The sequence below is a fragment of the Virgibacillus senegalensis genome, assembly GCF_000821245.2.
Taxonomy (GTDB): Bacteria; Bacillota; Bacilli; order Bacillales; family Amphibacillaceae; genus Sediminibacillus; species Sediminibacillus senegalensis.
Window position 1 is genome coordinate 955282 of the sequence record NZ_LN611425.1, and the last position, 20061, is coordinate 975342.

Here is a 20061-nt window from a genome sequence, read left to right on the forward strand (position 1 = left end):
GGTTCTACGTCAAATGTTGGGGTGGGAGAAATTTGCTCCTACTCCTTAACCCACTTGAAAGCCCCTGAATTCCTTCAGTTGATGATGTAATAACACTTTCGTTCTTAAGCGATCGTAACGACGAAACCCAAAAGCATTCCGTTTGATGACTTTCGTTTGGTTGTTCAATCCTTCAATAAACCCATTGCTATAATCGAGCGCAAAGCTATTCAGAATCTCTGTCTGCCAATTCTTCAAGGTGCCAATCGCTTGTAGATATTCTTCCATACCACTTTGCTTCACTCGGTCATAATACTGATACAATCGTTGTTTTACATAGCCAATATCGGTTTTCCCCATTGCTTTTGCCTCTTCAAACCAGCTGCGAAAAGCCTCTTTCAGCTTATAGGCGACTCGTAGTTCATCCGATAGATCGAGGTATCGGTTCAGATACCAGCGCTGCTTCTCGGTTAGTTCCTCCTGCTTCTTGTAAAAGATATGTTTCATCCGTTTACACTTTTTCCGGTCGTATTCATGGAAGTTCTTTTGGACTCGCCTGCGCACCTTTTCCAAAGCCCAATAAATATACCGACAAAAATGGAAACGATCGGCCACAATGATGGGGCTTCCCACCGCCTTCCGGACAGCTGACTTAAAACTATAGCTCATGTCCATGATGACCTTCCGGACATTACCCCCTTTTTCCCGAAGGTACTGCTTGACGGTTTTGACGGATCGATCAGGCAGGATATCTATTGGATTTCCGGTCTCTCCATCGCCAATGATGACCTGGTATTTCCCCGCATTGGTATCGCCTTTATATTCATCAATCGCAATCACTTCTGGAAGCTCTTCCACCTCTTGAAGTTCTGGTGTGGCCACCTGATCGAACCGGCGAATGGCTGTAGCTTGTGAGGTACGGAACTGCGCAGCGGTATCCTTGAAGTTCATCCCCTGGATCACCCGAAGGCCAAGTGCCTGGTTCCACTCTCTTGAATGACGCTGATAACGGTCCACCATCGGATTGGCTTCTGCGAATCGTTTACCACAGGAACAGGCATAGCGTCGTTTGCGGTAAAACAAATAGGTGGTTCGTTCAAATACCTTTAAGTGCTGGATTTTCTGTATTCGGTAATCATGAACGCGGGAAGTCTGGTTACCACACGCCGGACAGGTTTGCGCCTGCCTGGGCATCTCCACCTCTATGTGGTAAGCTCCCTCCACCTCTTCTACTTTCTTGATAGAAACACTTTCTAATCCGGGTAATGTCATGTTAGAATGCATGTACACACAACTCCTATCTGCTTGTTTCTTAGTCAATTCAAGTGTAGTAGAGATAGGAGCTTGTGTGTATTTTTTATGCGGAATTTTTCTAAAACCCCAACAAATATTGTAGAGCCAAAAAATTAAAAAACCCTTCAAGCGTTAACTTGAAGGGTTCTTCCAACCAATTATCTTCTGCGATTTCTGTTTCGAAGAAATGTAGGGATATCTAAGGTGTCCTCTTCCTGTTTGACCTGTTGGCCTTGTACAGGTGCCTCACGGCGAGGCTCTTCTTTTCGTTTTTCACCAGCACTGGCAGATTGTGTCTGGTTGTTGACAGCTGGCCGCTGCTTAGGCTGATTAGCTTTCAATTGGGATTCATCAAAACCAGTCGCAATGACCGTCACAACGATCTCATCTTTTAAATCTTCATTGATTACCGAACCGAAAATAACGTTGACTTCCTGATCCGCAGCAGAAGTAACCAAGTCGGCTGCTTCTTGTACTTCATACAGGCTTAAGTTAGCTCCTCCGGTAATATTCATCAATACTCCATGAGCTCCATCGATAGAAGTTTCAAGCAGCGGTGAAGAAATCGCCTTCTTCGCCGCTTCTGTTGCTCTATTTTCTCCCGTTGCAACACCGATTCCCATCAAAGCAGAGCCTTTATCGTACATGATTGTTTTGACATCGGCAAAGTCGACGTTGATCAACCCTGGTTTGGCAATTAAGTCGGAAATACCTTGGACACCTTGACGTAGAACATTATCCGCCTCTCTAAATGCTTCCAGCATCGGCGTATTCTTGTCGACGATTTCCAATAACCGGTCGTTAGGAATGACAATTAATGTATCTACATTACTTTTCAATGCGTCAATTCCACTGATAGCCTGAGTAGAGCGCCTGCGTCCTTCAAAGCTGAACGGACGAGTGACAACGCCGACTGTCAAAGCACCGATTTCTTTGGCTACTTGAGCGATAACCGGTGCTGCACCAGTACCCGTTCCACCGCCCATTCCTGCAGTGACAAATACCATGTCCGCACCTTGTAGAACCTCTTCGAGCTGTTCCTTACTTTCCTCTGCTGCCTTTCTGCCGACCTCAGGATTGGCTCCAGCGCCCAGCCCGCGGGTCAATTTCGAACCTATCTGCATTTTCACTTCTGCTTTGGACAGATTCAATGCTTGCGCATCCGTATTGACAGCAATGAATTCTACCCCTTCTACTCCATGCTCAATCATACGGTTAACCGCATTGCTTCCGCCTCCGCCTACACCGATTACTTTAATCGTTGCAAGCTGATCCATATTCGTATCAAACTCTAACATTTTCGTTCCTCCTAATTTGCAAGATTACAAGATTCATTGAAGTTATACATTCTGTAAGGGAACGCTTGTTTAATCAAAGAAGTATTTAAACAAATTAGCGATTCCGGATTCTTTTTTCTGTTTAGGCGATGTATCCTTTTGCTTTGTTGCCCGTTTTTGATTACTCTGCTTATGTACCTCCTGTTCAGCAGGCTGTACGGATGCAGAAATCTCTTTTCCTTGTATTTTCGCATTGCTGTATGCAAACTTCAAGATACCAACGCCACAGGTATATTGCGACTCTCTGACACCTATGTAGTCTGGTATCGCAATGCGTACGTTGGATTGGTACACATCCTGGGCAAGTTCCAATGCACCTGGAAGGCTGATTGTTCCGCCGGTAAGCACATAACCGCCCGCCAGCTCTTTGTATCCCATCTTTCGGATTTCTCTTTCTGCATAAGCATAGATTTCTTCTAGTCTAGCTTCAATCATATCAGAAATTTGCAGTTGATTAAATGTTTGTTTTTGATTGCTGCCAATGATGGTCGCTTCAAACGTTTCTTCTTCACGTGCATCATCAAAAAAAGCATGTCCATAATTCAACTTAATCAACTCTGCTTCTTCTGAAGAGGTACGGAGTCCGATCGACAAGTCCTTGGTTATGTTGTCACCGCCTAGTGCTATTACGCTTGTAGATACCAAATGATCATTCTCAAAAACAGAAACCGTCGTACTTCCACCGCCTACATCTATCAAGGCAACTCCCAGGTTTTTTTCATCTTTTGAAAGTGCAATAGAACCGGCGGCCAGTGGCTGAAGACATATATCAAGCACTTCCAGATTGGCACGCTCCACACATTTCAAAATATTATGTAATAAAGTTCTCGAGCAAGTAATGATCGTTCCTTCCATCTCCAGCCTTACACCGATCATTCCTCGGGGATCATTTATCTCGTCCAGTCCATCTACAATAAACTGTTTCGGCACGACATCAATAATTTCTCTTTCCGGTGGAATGGAGATTACTTGTGCGGCATCGATTACTCTGCCAATATCTTCGTTGCCTATTTCCCTTGTTTCACTTGACACTGCAACCACTCCGTGACACGGCTGCAATTGAATATGATTGCCATTTATGCCCACGACGACGCGGTCAATATGCATATCCACCATTCGCTCTGCTTGTTCAACGGCCGTTTTAATGGATTGCACGGTTTGATCTATATCGACGATGGCACCTTTTTTCATTCCATTGGAAGCTGCTGTACCGACTCCAATTATATTCAATGAATCGTTTAACACTTCGCCTATTATTACTTTAATTTTTGATGTACCTATATCCAGGCTGACTAATATTTCGCTGTTGTTCAAAGAAAGGCACCTCCTAGTCCAAAACATTTTAAGTAATTCATATACTATCGAACATTTTTATTTTTCTCAAAGAAAATAAGCTCTCCTATTAAGTAAAACATTTCTTGACAGTAAAGTATATGGAAATTTTAAGCTATCTGACGATTGTTATCAATAAAAATTATCAATTAAAATGAAATTCGGCTTCTTATGGCAACAGCATCCATCCAGATAGCCAACTTAGCTATCATTCCCTTTTTACGGTCGAAGTAAACTTGATTACCTACCGTATTCTACAAATATCGACGAAATCCTGTTATTTTCTTCTCCATTCATCTAATTTCTTGGAGAAGTATTTTTTGTCGATGACATATCGCCTAATTGTCGCGATATTTTGAAACAAGCGCACACCGAAGGCGAATACTGCGGCCAAATACAAATCGATACCGAGCTGTACACCGATAAATGCAAGAAGTGCCGCAAGCAATACATTAAAGAAAAAACCGCTAAGAAAAACTTTTTCATCGAATTTTTCTTCCAGGTAAGCTCTTATTCCGCCAAACAAGGTGTCAAAGGCAGCGAGTAAAGCAATCGATAGGTAGTCCGCGTACGCTTCCGGTACGCGGATATCCGTTAGCAAACCTAATCCTATTCCTACTATTAAAAACAATACAGGAAGCCACATTAGTTATCACCCGTCTCTTCTGAAACACGCATGGAATCAATGCGGACAGGTTCCTCGTATCCAGTTAATGTAACCTGTTCCTCATATTTGAACTCCATTTCCAAATTTTCAATAGCGAAATCGTCTTTTGAATGGCTGACTTCCATATAATCTTTAAGCCTTTCAGGATTTTCAGCCAACACTTTAATTTCCAATGGGACGGAAGATAATGGATGGTTATTGACATATGTCTCTCCATTCACCGAGCGTACCGGAGTTACGTCAACAATCCGTTCATTTGCAATTTGTATGTCCGTTGCCCCGTAAGTATTAAGCTCATTTATCAGCCGGTTGAGCAAATCCGGAGTGATAGAAGGATACGTCTGTCCACCTTCGCTTTCCACGAATATCGGCTCCACGCGGATGATGATTCCAGGTTGTTTGACAGCCGTCAACCCTGCTTCAGACTCCAGTTTTTCCAAAGAACCCTTCAATGCTTCAACCTTTTCAGACTCAGAATTTGCTTCATATTGCTCAATGGTCTGTTCCGCATCTCTTATTTGCTGATAAAGATTTTGCTGTAGCTTTTGTTCCTCTTGCAGCTGGGCCCTAATTTCCCACAAGTCTCTTGTATCCCGCTCATCAGGTTCGTGTTTCGTTTGAAACTGAATAGCAACCATCAGACCGACCAGTCCGAAAACAAAGGATAGAATTATTTTCTGTTTGATTTTCACTGCTATCCCCTTTCCAGGTCGACCCTTGCGCTCATTTCAATCTCATCCATCTTTTCCATTTCTACTTCAATATTGTCGTTGATCAATTCGTCTACAAGTCCATCTGTTAGATTAATACTTGCATACATAACTTCTCTGTCCCCAATCGCTGAAATGACAAAGGGAGCAGGATGTGTCTTCCCATCTACAGAGATTACTGGTCCGACACAATTGATATAACTATCTCGAAACACTCGTTGGCCATTGATCGCAATTGCTTCTGCTCCCGCACTAAGTAATTCGTTTACCACACGGTAAATGTGACGCTCGTGCACAATATATTGATTCGCATTTTCTTCTGAAGGTACATAGTCAGCATCACTAAGTGTTATTTGGACGCCTTCTCCAATTACAGGCAATTCTCCAGTAATCATCTGTAATTCCAGTTTGCGATCGACATAGCTATTGATTGTTTCTGTTTGTCCGCCTAATTCCTTCTCCAAATTCTGGATTTCTTTCCTTTTATGTTCCAATTCCTGTTTCAATTCTCGATTTTTTTCTTCGAGATTAATTAGCTGTTGACGGTAGTAGTAATCTTTTTCCCATTCCTGATCATTGACCTGGACTACTTTCGGTTCCTGTTTTGTATGTTCATAGCTGATAGCTATTAAAAAACCGGAAACGAGTAAAACCAATGACAGAATGACATGTCTACCCTTCACCTTCAACCTGGTCACCTTCTTCTATATCCTGCTCTTGCTCTTCACCTTCCTGATAGGATTCAAAGTAAGCTCCAACTCCGATATGAATGATTCCCTCGCTTCCCGGTTCCAGCTGGGCTACAATGGAAGGATATGCCTTCATTTTTGTCGAAAAATTACGGATCGTTGCTTCAACTTCGAAACCATCATTCATGAAAAGGGTAATTTTATATGGATTTTCTTCGGTAGGCTCCCAATTGATTTCGGAAATCAATCCGACAATACTCGCTGGCAGACGTTGCAATTCTTTCGTCATGTCCTGGAGATATGTATCCTTCGTAAATCCGGATAAAAGTGGAGCATCCGCTCGGGCCGATTTCATCTTTTCCTGTTTCAAGCTTTGTCCATTCTCCAAAACTGGATAATAGGCCCCGCTTTCCCTCACATATCCTACCCTGTTGTATTCTTTTACCTTTATTTCGATCGTTGTCGGAAAATGTCTCAACACTTCCGCATCCTTGACAACCGGGTGCTGCTGGATATTGTCGATTACCATTTGTTTATCCACGTTCCAGAAATTATCCTCCGTCGACAACCCACTTAACGATTTTACTTCTTGTTGGTCTATGTACTCGTTTCCTGCCACCTCTATGTGACGAACTTGACTTAAAGGGGATTGCAGGTAAACCACAATGGAAATCAAGACAAAGAAAATGGAAAGATAAAAAATCAACCGGCGGTTGGCTTTTTTCTTGCGCGCTTGTTTCAGCTTCGGAATACGATCTTCTATTGATACAACTTTTTTTTGACTCATTTTTATCTTCCCTTTTAATTTAAAGATATTAAATGTGAAGCACAACATCCCGTCCATTAGGATCAAAACCTAAACAAACGGCATCCCCGATGCCGTTACAATGGTTTCTGCTAAAATTATATCATATTTTCTAAAAGCTTCGTGACGTTTTAGAATAATACTTTCGTAGCAAATTGCATTTCTATTTTCATAAAGCCGCTAATCGCATTCTTTGATAGTTTTCAAACGTTAGTTTTTGAAATAACAAATAACAAGAGACCAGCTCCCCTGTGTTAGGGGAACTGGTCTCTTGGTTAGCACACTCAATCACAATCATAATTTTGCATACCTGCTTATGTTCAGCAATATCCCCATCGAACATAACGTTAAAGTAAGCGAGGAACCGCCATAGCTCAAAAATGGGAGCGTAATACCTGTTACCGGGATAAGGCCGATGACGACACTGACATTGATCATGATTTGAATCGTTACCATACCGACGATTCCTAAGCCGAGCAAACTGCCAAATGTATCAGGGGCTGCCAAAGAAATGCGGATCCCCCTCCATAAAAACACCCCAAACAGAATGATTAGAAATGTCCCGCCGATAAAACCAAGTTCTTCAGCAAGAATAGCAAAAATAAAATCATTATGTGGCTCGGGAAGATAGAAGAACTTCTGCAGACTTTGACCGAGTCCTAACCCCATCAAGCCACCGGGGCCAATCGCATATAATGACTGAATGATTTGAAATCCATTTCCTAACGGGTCTTCCCATGGATTCAAAAATGCCGTAATCCGGTTAATCCGATATGGAGCAGACAAAATCAAACCGAGGAATCCGGCGATGCCAAGAACGGCAAGCCCCGCAAAATGGGAGAGCTTTGCTCCCGCTACGAACAACATAACGAAACAGGTTAGTACAAGAACTACGCCTGTCCCTAGATCAGGTTGCAGCATAATCAAGCCAAAAGCAGTGAATATAAGAAGTAAAGCAGGAAAAAAACCTTTTTTGAAAGAAGTAATGTATTTTTGATTGCTGGCCAAATAGGTTGATAAGAATATAATCAAGCCGAGCTTCATGAATTCTGAAGGCTGAATACTGAATGCTCCGACCCCAATCCAGCTTCGAGCTCCTCCCCTCACAAGTCCAATACCAGGGACCAGCACAGCAAGCAACAATAGAAAGCATATAAAAAGTAGTGGCTTGGCGTATTTCTGCCAGGAAGAATACGGAACATTCATGACAACCAACATGGCTGCAATACCAGCTCCAGCAAAAAGCAGCTGTCGCTTTACAAAGAAAAAACCGTCATCAAACTTGTATTCTCCCCAAATTGCAGAAGCACTGTAAACCATGATCACGCCTATTGACAATAATAGTAAAATCGTGAAGGCAAGCAAATAATCCGGAGAATTCTTTGCACCTTTAAACCATTTTTCAGCCAAAAAAACACCCCATTTCCCTTCTTTCATCGGTACATGGGGGTGAGTAGTAGTACAAGCCCCCTACTCTAATGTATGCACAGCTTTCACAAACATGTCTCCTCTTTCCTCGAAAGTGCGATATTGATCCCAGCTGGCACAAGCCGGCGACAACAAAATCACATCCTCCTTCTCAGAAAGCTGATAAGCTTTACGGGCAGCCTCTTCTACGTTTTCAGCATATTCAATTGCTTGGATTCCTGCTTCTAATGCCGTTCCTGCCAATTTTTCCGCAGTCTCTCCAAATACGATCATCGCTTTCACATTCTCCAGCGAAGGGATTAAATCCGAAAAAGAGTTGCCCCTGTCCAATCCCCCGGCCAATAAAATGGTCGGCTGGGCGAAAGAAGACAGCGCCCTGCTGGTTGCCAAAATATTGGTAGCCTTTGAATCGTTGTAAAATAATCGTCCATTTTTATTACTGACAAATTGAAGCCGGTGCTTAACGCCAGTGAATGTATTCAAAACTTGCTTTATGCCTTCATTATCGGCACCACTTAACTTGGCTGCACTTACTGCAGCCATGATATTTTCAAGGTTATGGCTGCCGACTAAGGCTATTTCTTTTAATAAGATAATGGGTTCCTGTTTAAAATATAGATACCTGTTATCACACCAGGCACCTTCTGGCATTCTCTCCGTTTTGGAGAAAGGTACCCGGACAGCAGCAGACTTGGCTGCGATATCGGCAATATTCTTATCATCGGCATTGTACACAATGTAATCTTCTTCGGTTTGATTCTTCGTGATATTTGCCTTCGCCTGCTTATAATTTTCAAAGGTATGATGGTAATCGAGATGTGCTTCAAATAAATTAAGCAAAACAGATACCTTTGGCTTAAAACGATCAATTCCCATTAACTGAAACGAGGATAATTCAATGACCATCCGTTCCTCTTCGTCCATGTTTTGAGCCACTTCACAGGCCACATTCCCGATATTGCCAGCTAATTTGGTTTTGCAGCCACTATGATGGAGCATTTCGTAAATCAATGTTGTGGTTGTCGTCTTTCCGTTCGAACCGGTAATTCCGATAATCGAATCATTCACAAGCTGCCCAGCCAATTCCACTTCGGTATAAATAGGAATTTTCCTTTTTTCAGCTTCCTCTACAATAGGATTTTCATAAGGAATCCCAGGATTTTTCACCAGCAGTTCGACGCCTTCCAATACAGATAACGGATGTCCACCTGTTATCATTTCGATTCCTAATTCCGTCAATTCTCGGACTTGGGGGTCGTTTTGGTCTGCTTTCAGATCGTTGACCCGGACTTCTTTTCCGCTATCATGCAGCAACTTAGCAGCTGCTGTCCCGCTTTTGGCAAGTCCAAGTACAAGAACTCTTTTATATGGAAAATTACTCAATGTTTTCAAAATGACCACACCTCAATATAAATCCCAAGTGCTGCAAATACGAGCCCTACCAGCCAAAAGGTAGTAACTACCCGCCATTCTGACCATCCAATAAGTTCATAATGGTGATGTAAAGGACTCATTTTGAACACTCGTTTTCCTGTTGTTTTAAAAGATATAACCTGAATAATGACCGATAATGTTTCAATGACAAAAACCCCGCCTATGATGATAAGCAAGATTTCCATCTTGGTGAGGATGGCGATCGCTCCGATGGCCCCGCCTAACGCCAGAGAACCAGTATCACCCATAAACACCTTTGCCGGGTGCGCATTGAATACCAGAAAACCGAGCAAAGCCCCGACTACTGCCAATGAGAAAATGGTCACTTCAAATTGAGTAAAACCATACCACGCCAGGATTCCAAATGCCCCGAATGCAATAGCTGCTGTTCCTGCCAGCAAACCATCTAGACCGTCTGTCAGATTTACAGCGTTAGACGAGCCGACCAAAATGACAATAATAAGGATGGCATAAGCCCAGCCCAAATCCCATTGGATATTCGTTCCTGGAATTTGGATATAAGTTGGAAAATCATTTGCCCTCAAAATAAAATAAAAAATTAATGAAATAACAATTTGTCCAGCCATCTTTTGCTTAGAGGTCAACCCAAGATTCCGTTTCATCGCTACTTTAATAAAGTCATCAAGAAAACCAAGCAAGCCGAAACCTAACGAGACAATCAAAAGCAATACAATTTGAAAGCTGAAGGGGTGCGGATTGAATTTTCCGATCATCACTAGTGTTGTGACAGCTACACTGACGAGAATCATGATTCCGCCCATTGTCGGTGTTCCCGTCTTTTTCATATGGGATTTAGGACCTTCTTCTCTAATACTTTGTCCAAACTTTAATCTTCTTAAGAATGGGATAAATACTGGAGAAATCAGGACGGTTATTAGAAAAGATATTGCCATAGTTATTAGTAATACATATTCGTTCACTTCTTATTTCCTCCTTTAGTACAAAAACCCGCCCATTGTATTCTTCACAAAGTTATTCAGCGATAGCGATATCCTTTAGCATCGCTTCAAGTTTCATGCCTCTGGATGCCTTCAACAATACGAGTGTCCCTTTCTCGAGATAAGGAATAAGTGCAGTCGTCAATTCATCCAACGAAGCAAAATGCCGGACGACAGGCACTTCATTTTGTTTAGCCGTAGAAATCTCGCTCGCATTGCTGCCGACAGTAAACAACACATCAATTTCTTCGTTGATGCTGTCTGCTACGTCCCGATGAAGATCAGGTGCCTGCTTACCCAGTTCAAATATGTCACCAAGCACCAGGATTTTCCGTTTATAACCGGTTAATTGCCGGACTACATGAATAGAGGCTTTCATCGAAGTCGGAGAAGCATTATATGCATCATTGATAATTGTTGATTGGTTTCTTCCCCTCACAAACTCGAATCGCATCCCAGTCAATTCCAAGTTTGACAGGGAAGTCTTAATCTTATCTACCGGTATCGCTAAATGTTCAGCAATCGATATTGCAAACAACGCATTCTTAACATTATGTTCACCGAGCATATTTAATTCATATGCAGTGTGCCCATTGTACAGAAAAGTAGTTTTGTCGGACAGCATCCTGATATCAGCGGCAGTGATTTCGTTGTCCTGGTGAAATCCACAGCCTATGACAGTTTTCCTTTCCTTCAAAGGCGCTAGCAGTGGTTCATCTCCATCGATAAACAGTTTCCCTTCAGGTTTCAACCCTGCCGTGATTTCCGACTTAGCCTGGGCGATTCCTTCCCTTGAACCTAAGTATTCGATATGTGATTCTCCAATATTCGTAATGACCGCATAATCGGGTTCTGCTATTTGTGACAGTAATTCGATTTCTCCAAAACCGCTCATCCCCATTTCCAATACAAGGACTTCTGTTTCTTGCGCCATCGACAATATCGTCAATGGAACTCCGATATGGTTGTTAAGATTCCCCTTTGTCCGATGCGTGCGGTAATACGAGGCAGTTACCGTTCCGATTAAATCCTTTGTGGTTGTTTTTCCGTTGGAGCCAGTAATACCGATAACTGTAGGATTGACTTGTTTCCGATATTCACGGGCAAGCCGTTGCAAACCGTCCAAAGTGTCATCGACATAGAATATTGGAAAACCGGCTGGAAGGAAGTCGGGAAGCTTCCTTCCTTTTTCCCATAGAGCTGCTACTGCTCCATTATCAAAGGCCCCCTTTAAAAAGTCATGACCATCAAAGGAATCCCCGACCAGTGGGATAAATAAAGATTTATGACTTTGTTTGCGGCTGTCTGTAGTTACTTCTTCTATCTCTATACCATCCTTGACAGCTCCCTTATACTCCTTAAAAACTTCTGATAAAAACTTGGTGGTAAACAACATCACTTAATTCTCCTTATTCCAATTCAACTTAATTCTCCTTATTCCAATTCAACTTAATTGCATTTGCTGCTTCCAGTCTATCGTCAAAGTCATGAACCTCACCATCAATTATCTGGTATGTTTCATGCCCTTTTCCTGCGACCAGCACGATATCGTTTTCCTCCGCAAGGCTTATTGCCTCTTCAATAGCTTGCCTGCGATTCTCGATAATCCGGTAATTGTCCTGCTTCAAACCAGCAATCATGTCATCCAAAATCGCTTTTGGATCTTCTGTGCGGGGATTATCGGCAGTGAAGATAGCTAAATCGGCATATTTCACGGCAGAATCGGCCATCAACGGCCGTTTCGTTTTATCCCTGTCTCCTCCACAGCCAACAACAACATACACCTTTCCTTTTACGAAAGAGCGAATGGTAGTAAGTACATTTTCCAAAGAATCAGGTGTATGCGCATAGTCTACAATCACCCCAAAAGGTTGACCGAGATTTACAGGCTCAAAACGCCCGCTTACTCCTGTCGTGGATTCCAATGCTTTTTTGATCGTATGTAACGGGATTCCGGCACAGTACGCAGCCGAAGTTGCCGCAAGCATATTGTAAACGCTGAATTTACCCATTAATTTACTTGTGATTTGCACTTCTTCATCAAACACTCTTAACAGGAAGCTGCTGCCATTTGCATCAAGGTTGACGTCAATCGCCTGAACATCTGCCTGTTGGTCGATTCCATATGTGACGACAGGCTGTGAGGTACTCTTTATTAACTTCTCATGATTCTTATCATCTTTATTGATAACTGCAAATTTCGGTTTCTCTTTATCATATTTGTTTCCCAACTGGGCAAACAATAAGCTTTTTGCACGTAAATAATCATCCATACTCGTATGGTAGTCCAGGTGATCTTGAGAAAGGTTTGTAAAAATGGCTATGTCAAAATCACACCCGTAAACCCTCCCTAAATCAAGAGCATGGGATGAGACCTCCATAAAAACGGTATCTATCTTTCTTTCTACCATCTTCTGAAAGCTTCTCTGCAGGAACAGGGAGTCCGGTGTCGTATTTTTGACATCAAAACAGTCGTCTTCCATTTTCATCTGAATTGTTCCGATCAGCCCGGTTTTTCGCCGGTGTTCTTTGAAAATCGCTTCCAGTAAATACGTTACCGATGTTTTGCCGTTAGTGCCTGTCACACCAATAACTTCTAGCTTTTCGGTCGGATAATCATAAAATTTATTGGCGAGCATGGCTACGGCCTTTGTTGTATCATTGACAATAATAACAGGCAAAGAAACATCCAACGGTTTCTCGGAGATAATGGCGGCAGCCCCTTGCTTCTCCGCCTGCCGTGCATATAGGTGTCCATCCACTGTAAAACCTTTGATACATACAAACAGGTCGCCTTCACTGACCTTTCTGGAGTCAATTTCCATACCGGTAATATTTATGTTAGCAATATCTTTCGTTAGTCGATAAAAATGCAAAGCATCGACAATTTCACTAAGTTTCATTTATTCCACATCCTAACCTTCTAAAACCAAATTCTTTTAATCTCCCATGACATTCTGACTAAATTCCCTTTTTTTCACACTGTTAATCGTCCAATCGCCGCAGAAACGACTTTTCCACAGACAATTGAACGACAGTAGCCAGAAATGTTTTTACATCATTTTATTATAACAGAAGTTTTTACTGATGACCGAATCGATTGCTAATTTCCATCTGGTTTTTTATCAGAAAGATATATCCTGACTTCCTTCCCCTGTTCCAATTTGGTTCCGGCTTCCGGTGCCTGGTCGATAATATAGTCCCCTGTACCATTTGTTTCGATGGTCAAGTTTACCATATACTCCATCAACTCATTTTTGCTTAATCCGATCAAGTCCGGGACTTCCACCAATGGCTGGTCTGGCCATTGATATTCTTTTTCCAATCCATCTTTACGTTTCTCGACCCCGAGCGCCATGAGACTGTCTCCGATAATATTCCCGACAATCGGAGCAGCTACGACACCACCGAATTGCACCGTATTTTTAGGATTATCGATTGCTACATAAACGACGATCTCTGGATCATCGGCTGGTGCAAACCCAATAAATGAAACAATATGATTATTGCTCATATACTTGCCATCTTCGCCTACTTTTTGAGCGGTACCTGTTTTCCCTCCAACCCGATACCCCTCTACATACGCGCTTCTTCCGGTTCCTTTTGCAACCACACTTTCTAATGCTTCCCTGATCTCTTTAGAAGTTTCGTTGGAAATCACTTTCTTTCGAAGGGTCGGCTCGGTTTTTTCAATAACTTTGTCTGTTTTAGAATCTATCCATTCTGCCGCAACATACGGTTCGTATAGATATCCTCCATTAACAGCAGCTGCAACAGCCATTACTTGCTGAATAGGGGTTACCGAAACACCTTGACCGAAGGCAGTTGTCGCCAATTCTACCGGACCTATGTTTTCCGGCTTGAAAAGAATCCCGGTCCCCTCCCCTTGTAAATCGATGCCGGTTTTTTTCCCGAACCCAAATTTATCAATATAAGAAAACAATTTTTCCTTTCCCAGTCTTTCACCTAGCGTCACAAATCCAGGGTTACAAGAATTTTGAACTACTTCGAGAAACGTCTGATGTCCGTGACCACCACTTTTCCAGCAATGCAAAGTCGAACCTCCCACTTCTATCGATCCACTATCATGGAAATGTTCGTTCTCGAGGTCTACTGCGTCTTCTTCTAATGCAGCTGCCAACGTAATGATTTTGAAGGTAGATCCCGGTTCGTACGTGCTCCAAATCGGAAGGTTTTTGTTATAAACACTTGCATCGTAATCCTGATATTGTTCCGGGTCAAAGGTTGGCCTGGAGGACATTCCTAGTACTCCCCCGGTTTTTGGATCAACAGCAATCGCAATTGCCCCATCCGGGTTATATTTCGTTTCTGCAAGATCCAGCTCCCGTTCCATGATGGTTTGGACTCTGGTATCAATGGACAATTTCAACGTATTACCATCTACAGGAGAATTGTACACATCTGCCAAATCAGCCATTCGCTGCCCCTTAGCGTCGGAAAAGTATGACAGACTCCCCTTTTCACCGCTCAATTGTTCATCATAATATTGCTCCAGGCCCATAAGACCCTGATTATCAATACCACTGAACCCGAGTACATGGGATAAGTAAGATCCTTTAGGGTAATGACGCTTAGAATCTTCTGCAATGTACACACCATCGAGCCCCAGAGCTCTGATGGCATCGGCTTTTTCCTCTGAAATTTTCCTTCCTTCCGGATGCAGCCTTACGATATTTTCATTTTTGGTAACTTCTTGATAAGCCTTTTCTTTATCCATATCAAGTATTTTTGCCAAGGATTCTGCCGTATGTTCAGGATTCTTAATTTGACGAGGGACGAGCATAACAGTAGGTGCAGAAACATTTTCAGCCAAAACTTCGCCATTCTTGTCCAAAATTTCGCCACGCTCCGGTTCGAAAATGATATCCCTGCTCCATAACTCCTTCGCTTCTCCCGTCAGCCACTCCCCTAAGACAAATTGTACATAACCAAGACGAATATCGATAATCCCGAACATCAAAATTCCCAAAAGAAAAACAGTGACTAAACGTTTTCGCATTGTAACATTGGATACACGTTTCATAGGACATCTCCTTACAAAGGTATGCTTGTATCCAATATATGAATGGCTGAAAACGATTAGAACACTGCTGTTCTTATTGTTCTCCGGAAGACTCCTCGGCTGTATCCGAGTTTTCTTCCTGTTTATTTTCGCTTCCTTCTGAACGGCGAGGTGGGGAAAATTCGACTACTAAGTAATCATCCTTTTTAAGGTCTGTCCCCTTTTCAATGCTTTGTTTTACTGCATAACCATTCCCCATCGTTTCTATCTCAATTCCGAGAGTATCTCCAATTTTGAGCACATCCCGTATTGACCAGCCGGTTACATCCGGCATTTTCGGTTCATCTGTTACCAGGATGACTTTTTCGTTCGCCAAAAGCTGTTTACCCGACTGGACGCTGACAGATTCTACTTTATCCCCGGTTCCAATTACCGCAGCCTGCAGCCCTTTCGACTCCAATTTTTCTTTTGCTTCGTTAACGGAATGGCCTTGAATATCCGGCATGCTGACATGTTCCACTTTCTGTTCATTTTCCTTGTCAGGCTCTATATTCAAGTAATGAAGACTGTTTTCCATTACATTTTTGAAAATGAAGGAAACCGGAGCCGATCCGGATTCGTTTTCTTCTAAATCCGGTTGTTTCACCGATACATACATCATCAACTCCGGATCTTCTTTCGGCGCCATTCCAAGAAAAGAAAACAAATAATTTTCTTCTCCGGTCATATAACGTCCCGTCTCTGAATCCGGAATCTGGGCGGTACCTGTCTTACCTGCAACGGTATAATCATTCAGATTGTATATATTGTAACCTGTACCATTTTCGGAAGTTATTACCGTTTCCAGGATATCTTTGACTTCCTCTGCCGTTTCCTCAGAAACAGGCTGTCCCGATTGTTTTGGCTGATTCTCTTTTATGACCTTTTTGGTTTCAGAATCCACAATTTTCGAGATGACATAAGGCTTCATCATTTTCCCATGATTTGCGATAGCAGATCCAGCCATCATCAATTGTATCGGTGTAACAGTCGTTCCCTGACCGTAAGATGTAGTCACTTTCTCTATTGGCCAGTCATAAAGAATTCGACCCGGCTGTTCATTCGGTAAATCGATCCCTGTTGGTTTATCAAAGTGAAAATCCTTCAAATAATCGAGGAATTTTTCCGGTCCAAGCTTCTCCCAAACAAGTTTTGCTGCCGCGACATTGGAAGAGCGCTGGATACCCTCTTTGTAAGAGATTGTCCCCCAATTTCTTCTCCAGTCATGGATGGGACTGTTCATGTGATCGTTTTTATACGATCCTGATTCAAATGTTTCATCCGGATTAAACACACCTTCTTCTATTGCAGCCGCAAGCGTGAAAATTTTCATCGTAGATCCAGGTTCAAAAGGATTGGAGACTACGTCGTTATACCAATTGCTCACTTCTTCCAGTTTATTCGGGTTATAACTTGGACGGTTGCTCATGGCCACAATTTCACCAGTCTTGGGATTCATTACCACTGCCGTCATTTTCTCCGGGCTATATTCCTTGTCAACCTGACTCATGGCATCCTCCAATAACGTTTGGATTTTTTGATCAATCGTCAGGTAAACATCTTCTCCGTCATCTGCCTGTTTGATTACCTCATCCGGATCAAGCAGTTTCGTGTTAAAGTTGTCCCTTTTATAGGAGATCGAACCATTCTTTCCACTCAGCACATTGTCCATTTCAGCTTCTATCCCATTTCTGCCAACCAGTTTTCCCTCCTGCTGCTGGGCAATACCGATGACTTGGGAAGCAAAAGTGCCATTCGGATAGTAACGAATGGAGTCTTTTTCAAAGTTGATCCCTGGTATGTCCAAGTCTTCGATCTTTTCCTTTGTTTCCTGGGTAATATTTTTCCCGTGGACGCCAAATTCCACTTGGAACCTGCCTTCTTCCTGTCCTTTTTTCAAGGTGCTGGCAATTTCCGCAGCATCCATATTCAGGAGCGGGGACAGTTGTTCGGCAGCTTTATCAATATCCTTAACGTGCTTCGGTTCTTCCAACCCCTCCGAATAGCTTTCGTCAACTATTGCTGATAATTGATAAACTGCACGGTCATAGGCGAGGGTCATGCCATTTCGGTCCAGTATCTGCCCTCTATCCGCTTCTATCACATAGGAATTGGTCCGTTTTTTGTCCGCCCATTCCTGCAGGGAGACGCCATCCACTTCACCTGTTCCCTGTATGTATAAAAAGCGACCCGATATAACAAGGAAAATAACAATGAACAACAGCATAAACACCGATGACATGACATGGGTTGTCTTATTCTTTCGCACGTCATATCTCCATCCTTAATCACTCAGATATTTGGGTTGCCTGCTTAACTTTTGTATTTTGGATTTTCAAACCGTTTTTCTTGGCGATTTCCAAAATTCGATCTGGATTGCTTAATTCTTGCTTTTTATATTCCAAATTCTGATTCAGTTCCTGCTGGCTTTCCACACGCTGTTCGAGTTGCTGGACATCTCTGTTCAAAGCATCCGTGGTATTACTGAACGAAACAGAAAAATATAAGGCGCCAACAACTACAGCACTGAATACAGTATAAATGAATTTCTCTCCAGTTGTAATCCATTTTTTCTTTTGAACTTTTACTTTTACTTGTTTTGTCGGTTCCGGCCTTGAATGGCGTCCGGTTTCCTGCCAGGAATCCTGCCAATTTTTCAATGGGGATGTGCTCATTTTTTATTCCACCCTTCTTGGTAACTGAATTCGTCTTTCCAAGGTTTTATTTTCTCTAATATTCTCAATTTCGCTGAGCGAGAGCGACGGTTTGCGTCTAGTTCTTCCTCTTCAGGAAGAATCGGTTTACGATTCACCTGTTGAAACGGTGGCTTGCTTTCTTCGGGTATTACCGGAATATTCCTTGGCAGAGGTGGTGTCGTACTCCACTTCTTAAATGCCTGCTTGCATAGTCTGTCCTCCAAGGAGTGGAAGGTAATGACGGATAACCGCCCGCCGACGGCAATAACTTCCGCTGCTTGGTGCAACGCTTCGTCAAAAGCGTTCAGCTCATCATTTACGGCTATTCTGACAGCCTGAAAGACTCTTTTAGCAGGATGTCCGCCTTTCCTTCTGGCAGGCGCCGGGATTGCATCCTTGATTATATCCACTAATTCAAAGGTGGTTTCAATCATTTTTTCTTTGCGTCGCTCTTCGATTTTCCTGGCAATTTGCTTGGAGAACTTTTCTTCTCCATACCGAAAGAAAATTTTGACAAGCTGCTCATATGGCCATTGATTAATAACTTCATATGCCGTAAAATCCTGCGACTGGTCCATTCGCATATCCAAGGCAGCGTCATGTTGATAGCTAAAGCCTCTCTCTGCGTCGTCCAACTGAGGAGAGGAAACGCCTAAATCAAATAGCACCCCATCCACTTGATCAAAACCATGCTTGTTCAATTCTTCTTTCAAATTCCGGAAATTCGCATGGACATACAGAACCTGACCTTGATAAGGAGCGAGCCGTTGTTTGGCCGCTTGGAGCGCCTGCTCATCCTGGTCAAAAGCTATCAGCCTTCCACCAGAATCAAGCTTACTGGCTATCATCTCTGAATGACCGCCTCCCCCAAGGGTACAATCTATGTACGTTCCATTTGGCTTTACTTGCAAACCTTCTACCGCTTCCTGCTTCAGCACACTAAAATGTTCAAACATACCGTCACCTGCTTAAGCTTTGTCTATTGTAATCAAATATCAAAATCCATCATATTTTCTGCTATTTCAGTAAAAGAATCTTCAGATGCTTCGAAATAGGTTTCCCACTCACTGTCAGACCAGAATTCAATTCTGTTGGAGACACCTATGACCACACATCCCTTTTCTAACCCTGCGTATTTCCGTAAAGGGGCTGGTATATTTATTCTCCCCTGTTTATCCACTTCACATTCCACAGCGCCCGAAAAGAAAAACCTCGTAAACGCCCTGGCGTCTTTTTTGGTGAGTGGAAGCTTTTTCAGTTTTTCTTCCAATAGTCCCCATTCGTCCATGGGATATGCAAATAAACATTGATCAAGGCCACGGGTAAGAACAAAAGTATCTCCAAGCCCTTCCCTGAATTTTGCAGGGACGATGATTCGGCCTTTGGTATCAATATTATGTTGGAACTCACCCATGAACATAGAGACCGCCCCCACTTTCTAAATTAATCGTACCACATTCCCCCACTATTCACCACTTATTTTTCATTAAAACTTATTTACAAGAAATTTTGTTTGTAACAATTCAGTTACCGTCCATGATTGCAGCGAGAAACAAAGGATCCGAACGTTTAACACACAAAAAAACCGCCCCGTTAAAAACGGGGCGGCTATCAATTAAAATACATATTTCATTCAGGAAGGAAAGTGATCCAGCTTCTCCTTCTCCCAC

At 42.6% G+C, this 20061-nt stretch carries 17 protein-coding genes; all 17 read right to left on the bottom strand.

What is annotated here, in order from left to right; translation table 11 throughout:
• Window positions 1–45: 45 nt before the first annotated feature.
• The 17 genes from BN1067_RS15590 to mraZ all read right to left on the bottom strand — a co-directional run bounded on the left by BN1067_RS15590 (window position 46) and on the right by mraZ (window position 19811).
• On the bottom strand, window positions 46–1269 hold the full coding sequence (locus BN1067_RS15590) for an ISL3 family transposase (protein ID WP_110943399.1): 1224 nt from the start codon (window positions 1267–1269) through the stop codon (window positions 46–48).
• Window positions 1270–1430: 161 nt separating this feature from the next.
• On the bottom strand, window positions 1431–2570 hold the full coding sequence (ftsZ, locus tag BN1067_RS15595) for a cell division protein FtsZ (RefSeq protein ID WP_053219756.1): 1140 nt from the start codon (window positions 2568–2570) through the stop codon (window positions 1431–1433).
• Window positions 2571–2639: 69 nt separating this feature from the next.
• Entirely contained in the window at window positions 2640–3923 is a 1284-nt protein-coding gene (gene ftsA, locus BN1067_RS15600) for a cell division protein FtsA (RefSeq protein WP_053219757.1), read from the bottom strand.
• 295 nt (window positions 3924–4218) lie between these two features.
• A complete protein-coding gene (locus BN1067_RS15605; RefSeq protein ID WP_053219758.1) occupies window positions 4219–4587 on the bottom strand; it encodes a small basic family protein in 369 nt (122 codons plus the stop codon).
• Entirely contained in the window at window positions 4587–5300 is a 714-nt protein-coding gene (locus BN1067_RS15610; RefSeq protein WP_053219759.1) for a DUF881 domain-containing protein, read from the bottom strand. Before BN1067_RS15610 ends, BN1067_RS15605 begins: the two co-directional genes overlap by 1 nt.
• A 2-nt stretch (window positions 5301–5302) precedes the next feature.
• The gene (locus BN1067_RS15615) at window positions 5303–6001 is read right to left on the bottom strand and encodes a DUF881 domain-containing protein (RefSeq protein ID WP_053219867.1); all 699 of its coding nucleotides are present in this window, start codon (window positions 5999–6001) and stop codon (window positions 5303–5305) included.
• Complete coding sequence (locus BN1067_RS15620) at window positions 5991–6794, bottom strand: cell division protein FtsQ/DivIB (RefSeq protein ID WP_053219760.1); 804 nt, start codon at window positions 6792–6794, stop codon at window positions 5991–5993. The genes BN1067_RS15615 and BN1067_RS15620 overlap by 11 nt, the downstream gene beginning before the upstream one ends.
• 312 nt (window positions 6795–7106) lie before the next feature.
• Window positions 7107–8222, bottom strand: a complete 1116-nt coding sequence (spoVE, locus tag BN1067_RS15625; protein WP_267893613.1) for a stage V sporulation protein E — start codon at window positions 8220–8222, stop codon at window positions 7107–7109.
• A gap of 60 nt (window positions 8223–8282) precedes the next feature.
• Window positions 8283–9632: a UDP-N-acetylmuramoyl-L-alanine--D-glutamate ligase gene (gene murD, locus BN1067_RS15630; protein ID WP_053219762.1), complete on the bottom strand. Its 1350-nt coding sequence runs from the start codon at window positions 9630–9632 to the stop codon at window positions 8283–8285.
• Complete coding sequence (gene mraY, locus BN1067_RS15635; protein ID WP_110943619.1) at window positions 9629–10588, bottom strand: phospho-N-acetylmuramoyl-pentapeptide-transferase; 960 nt, start codon at window positions 10586–10588, stop codon at window positions 9629–9631. Before mraY ends, murD begins: the two co-directional genes overlap by 4 nt.
• Before the next feature lie 79 nt (window positions 10589–10667).
• On the bottom strand, window positions 10668–12029 hold the full coding sequence (locus tag BN1067_RS15640) for a UDP-N-acetylmuramoyl-tripeptide--D-alanyl-D-alanine ligase (RefSeq protein WP_053219764.1): 1362 nt from the start codon (window positions 12027–12029) through the stop codon (window positions 10668–10670).
• 28 nt (window positions 12030–12057) lie between these two features.
• Window positions 12058–13536 carry a UDP-N-acetylmuramoyl-L-alanyl-D-glutamate--2,6-diaminopimelate ligase gene (locus tag BN1067_RS15645; RefSeq protein WP_053219765.1) on the bottom strand — a complete coding sequence of 493 codons (1479 nt, stop codon included), beginning with the start codon at window positions 13534–13536 and terminating at the stop codon, window positions 12058–12060.
• 200 nt (window positions 13537–13736) lie between these two features.
• Window positions 13737–15677, bottom strand: coding sequence for a stage V sporulation protein D (locus BN1067_RS15650; RefSeq protein WP_053219766.1), 1941 nt, complete (start codon window positions 15675–15677; stop codon window positions 13737–13739).
• Window positions 15678–15750: 73 nt separating this feature from the next.
• Window positions 15751–17964 carry a penicillin-binding protein gene (locus BN1067_RS15655; protein WP_053219767.1) on the bottom strand — a complete coding sequence of 738 codons (2214 nt, stop codon included), beginning with the start codon at window positions 17962–17964 and terminating at the stop codon, window positions 15751–15753.
• 19 nt (window positions 17965–17983) lie between these two features.
• Complete coding sequence (gene ftsL / locus BN1067_RS15660; RefSeq protein ID WP_053219768.1) at window positions 17984–18370, bottom strand: cell division protein FtsL; 387 nt, start codon at window positions 18368–18370, stop codon at window positions 17984–17986.
• Window positions 18367–19347, bottom strand: a complete 981-nt coding sequence (gene rsmH, locus BN1067_RS15665; RefSeq protein ID WP_053219769.1) for a 16S rRNA (cytosine(1402)-N(4))-methyltransferase RsmH — start codon at window positions 19345–19347, stop codon at window positions 18367–18369. Before rsmH ends, ftsL begins: the two co-directional genes overlap by 4 nt.
• A 32-nt stretch (window positions 19348–19379) precedes the next feature.
• Window positions 19380–19811: a division/cell wall cluster transcriptional repressor MraZ gene (mraZ, locus tag BN1067_RS15670; protein WP_053219770.1), complete on the bottom strand. Its 432-nt coding sequence runs from the start codon at window positions 19809–19811 to the stop codon at window positions 19380–19382.
• Window positions 19812–20061 lie beyond the last annotated feature (250 nt).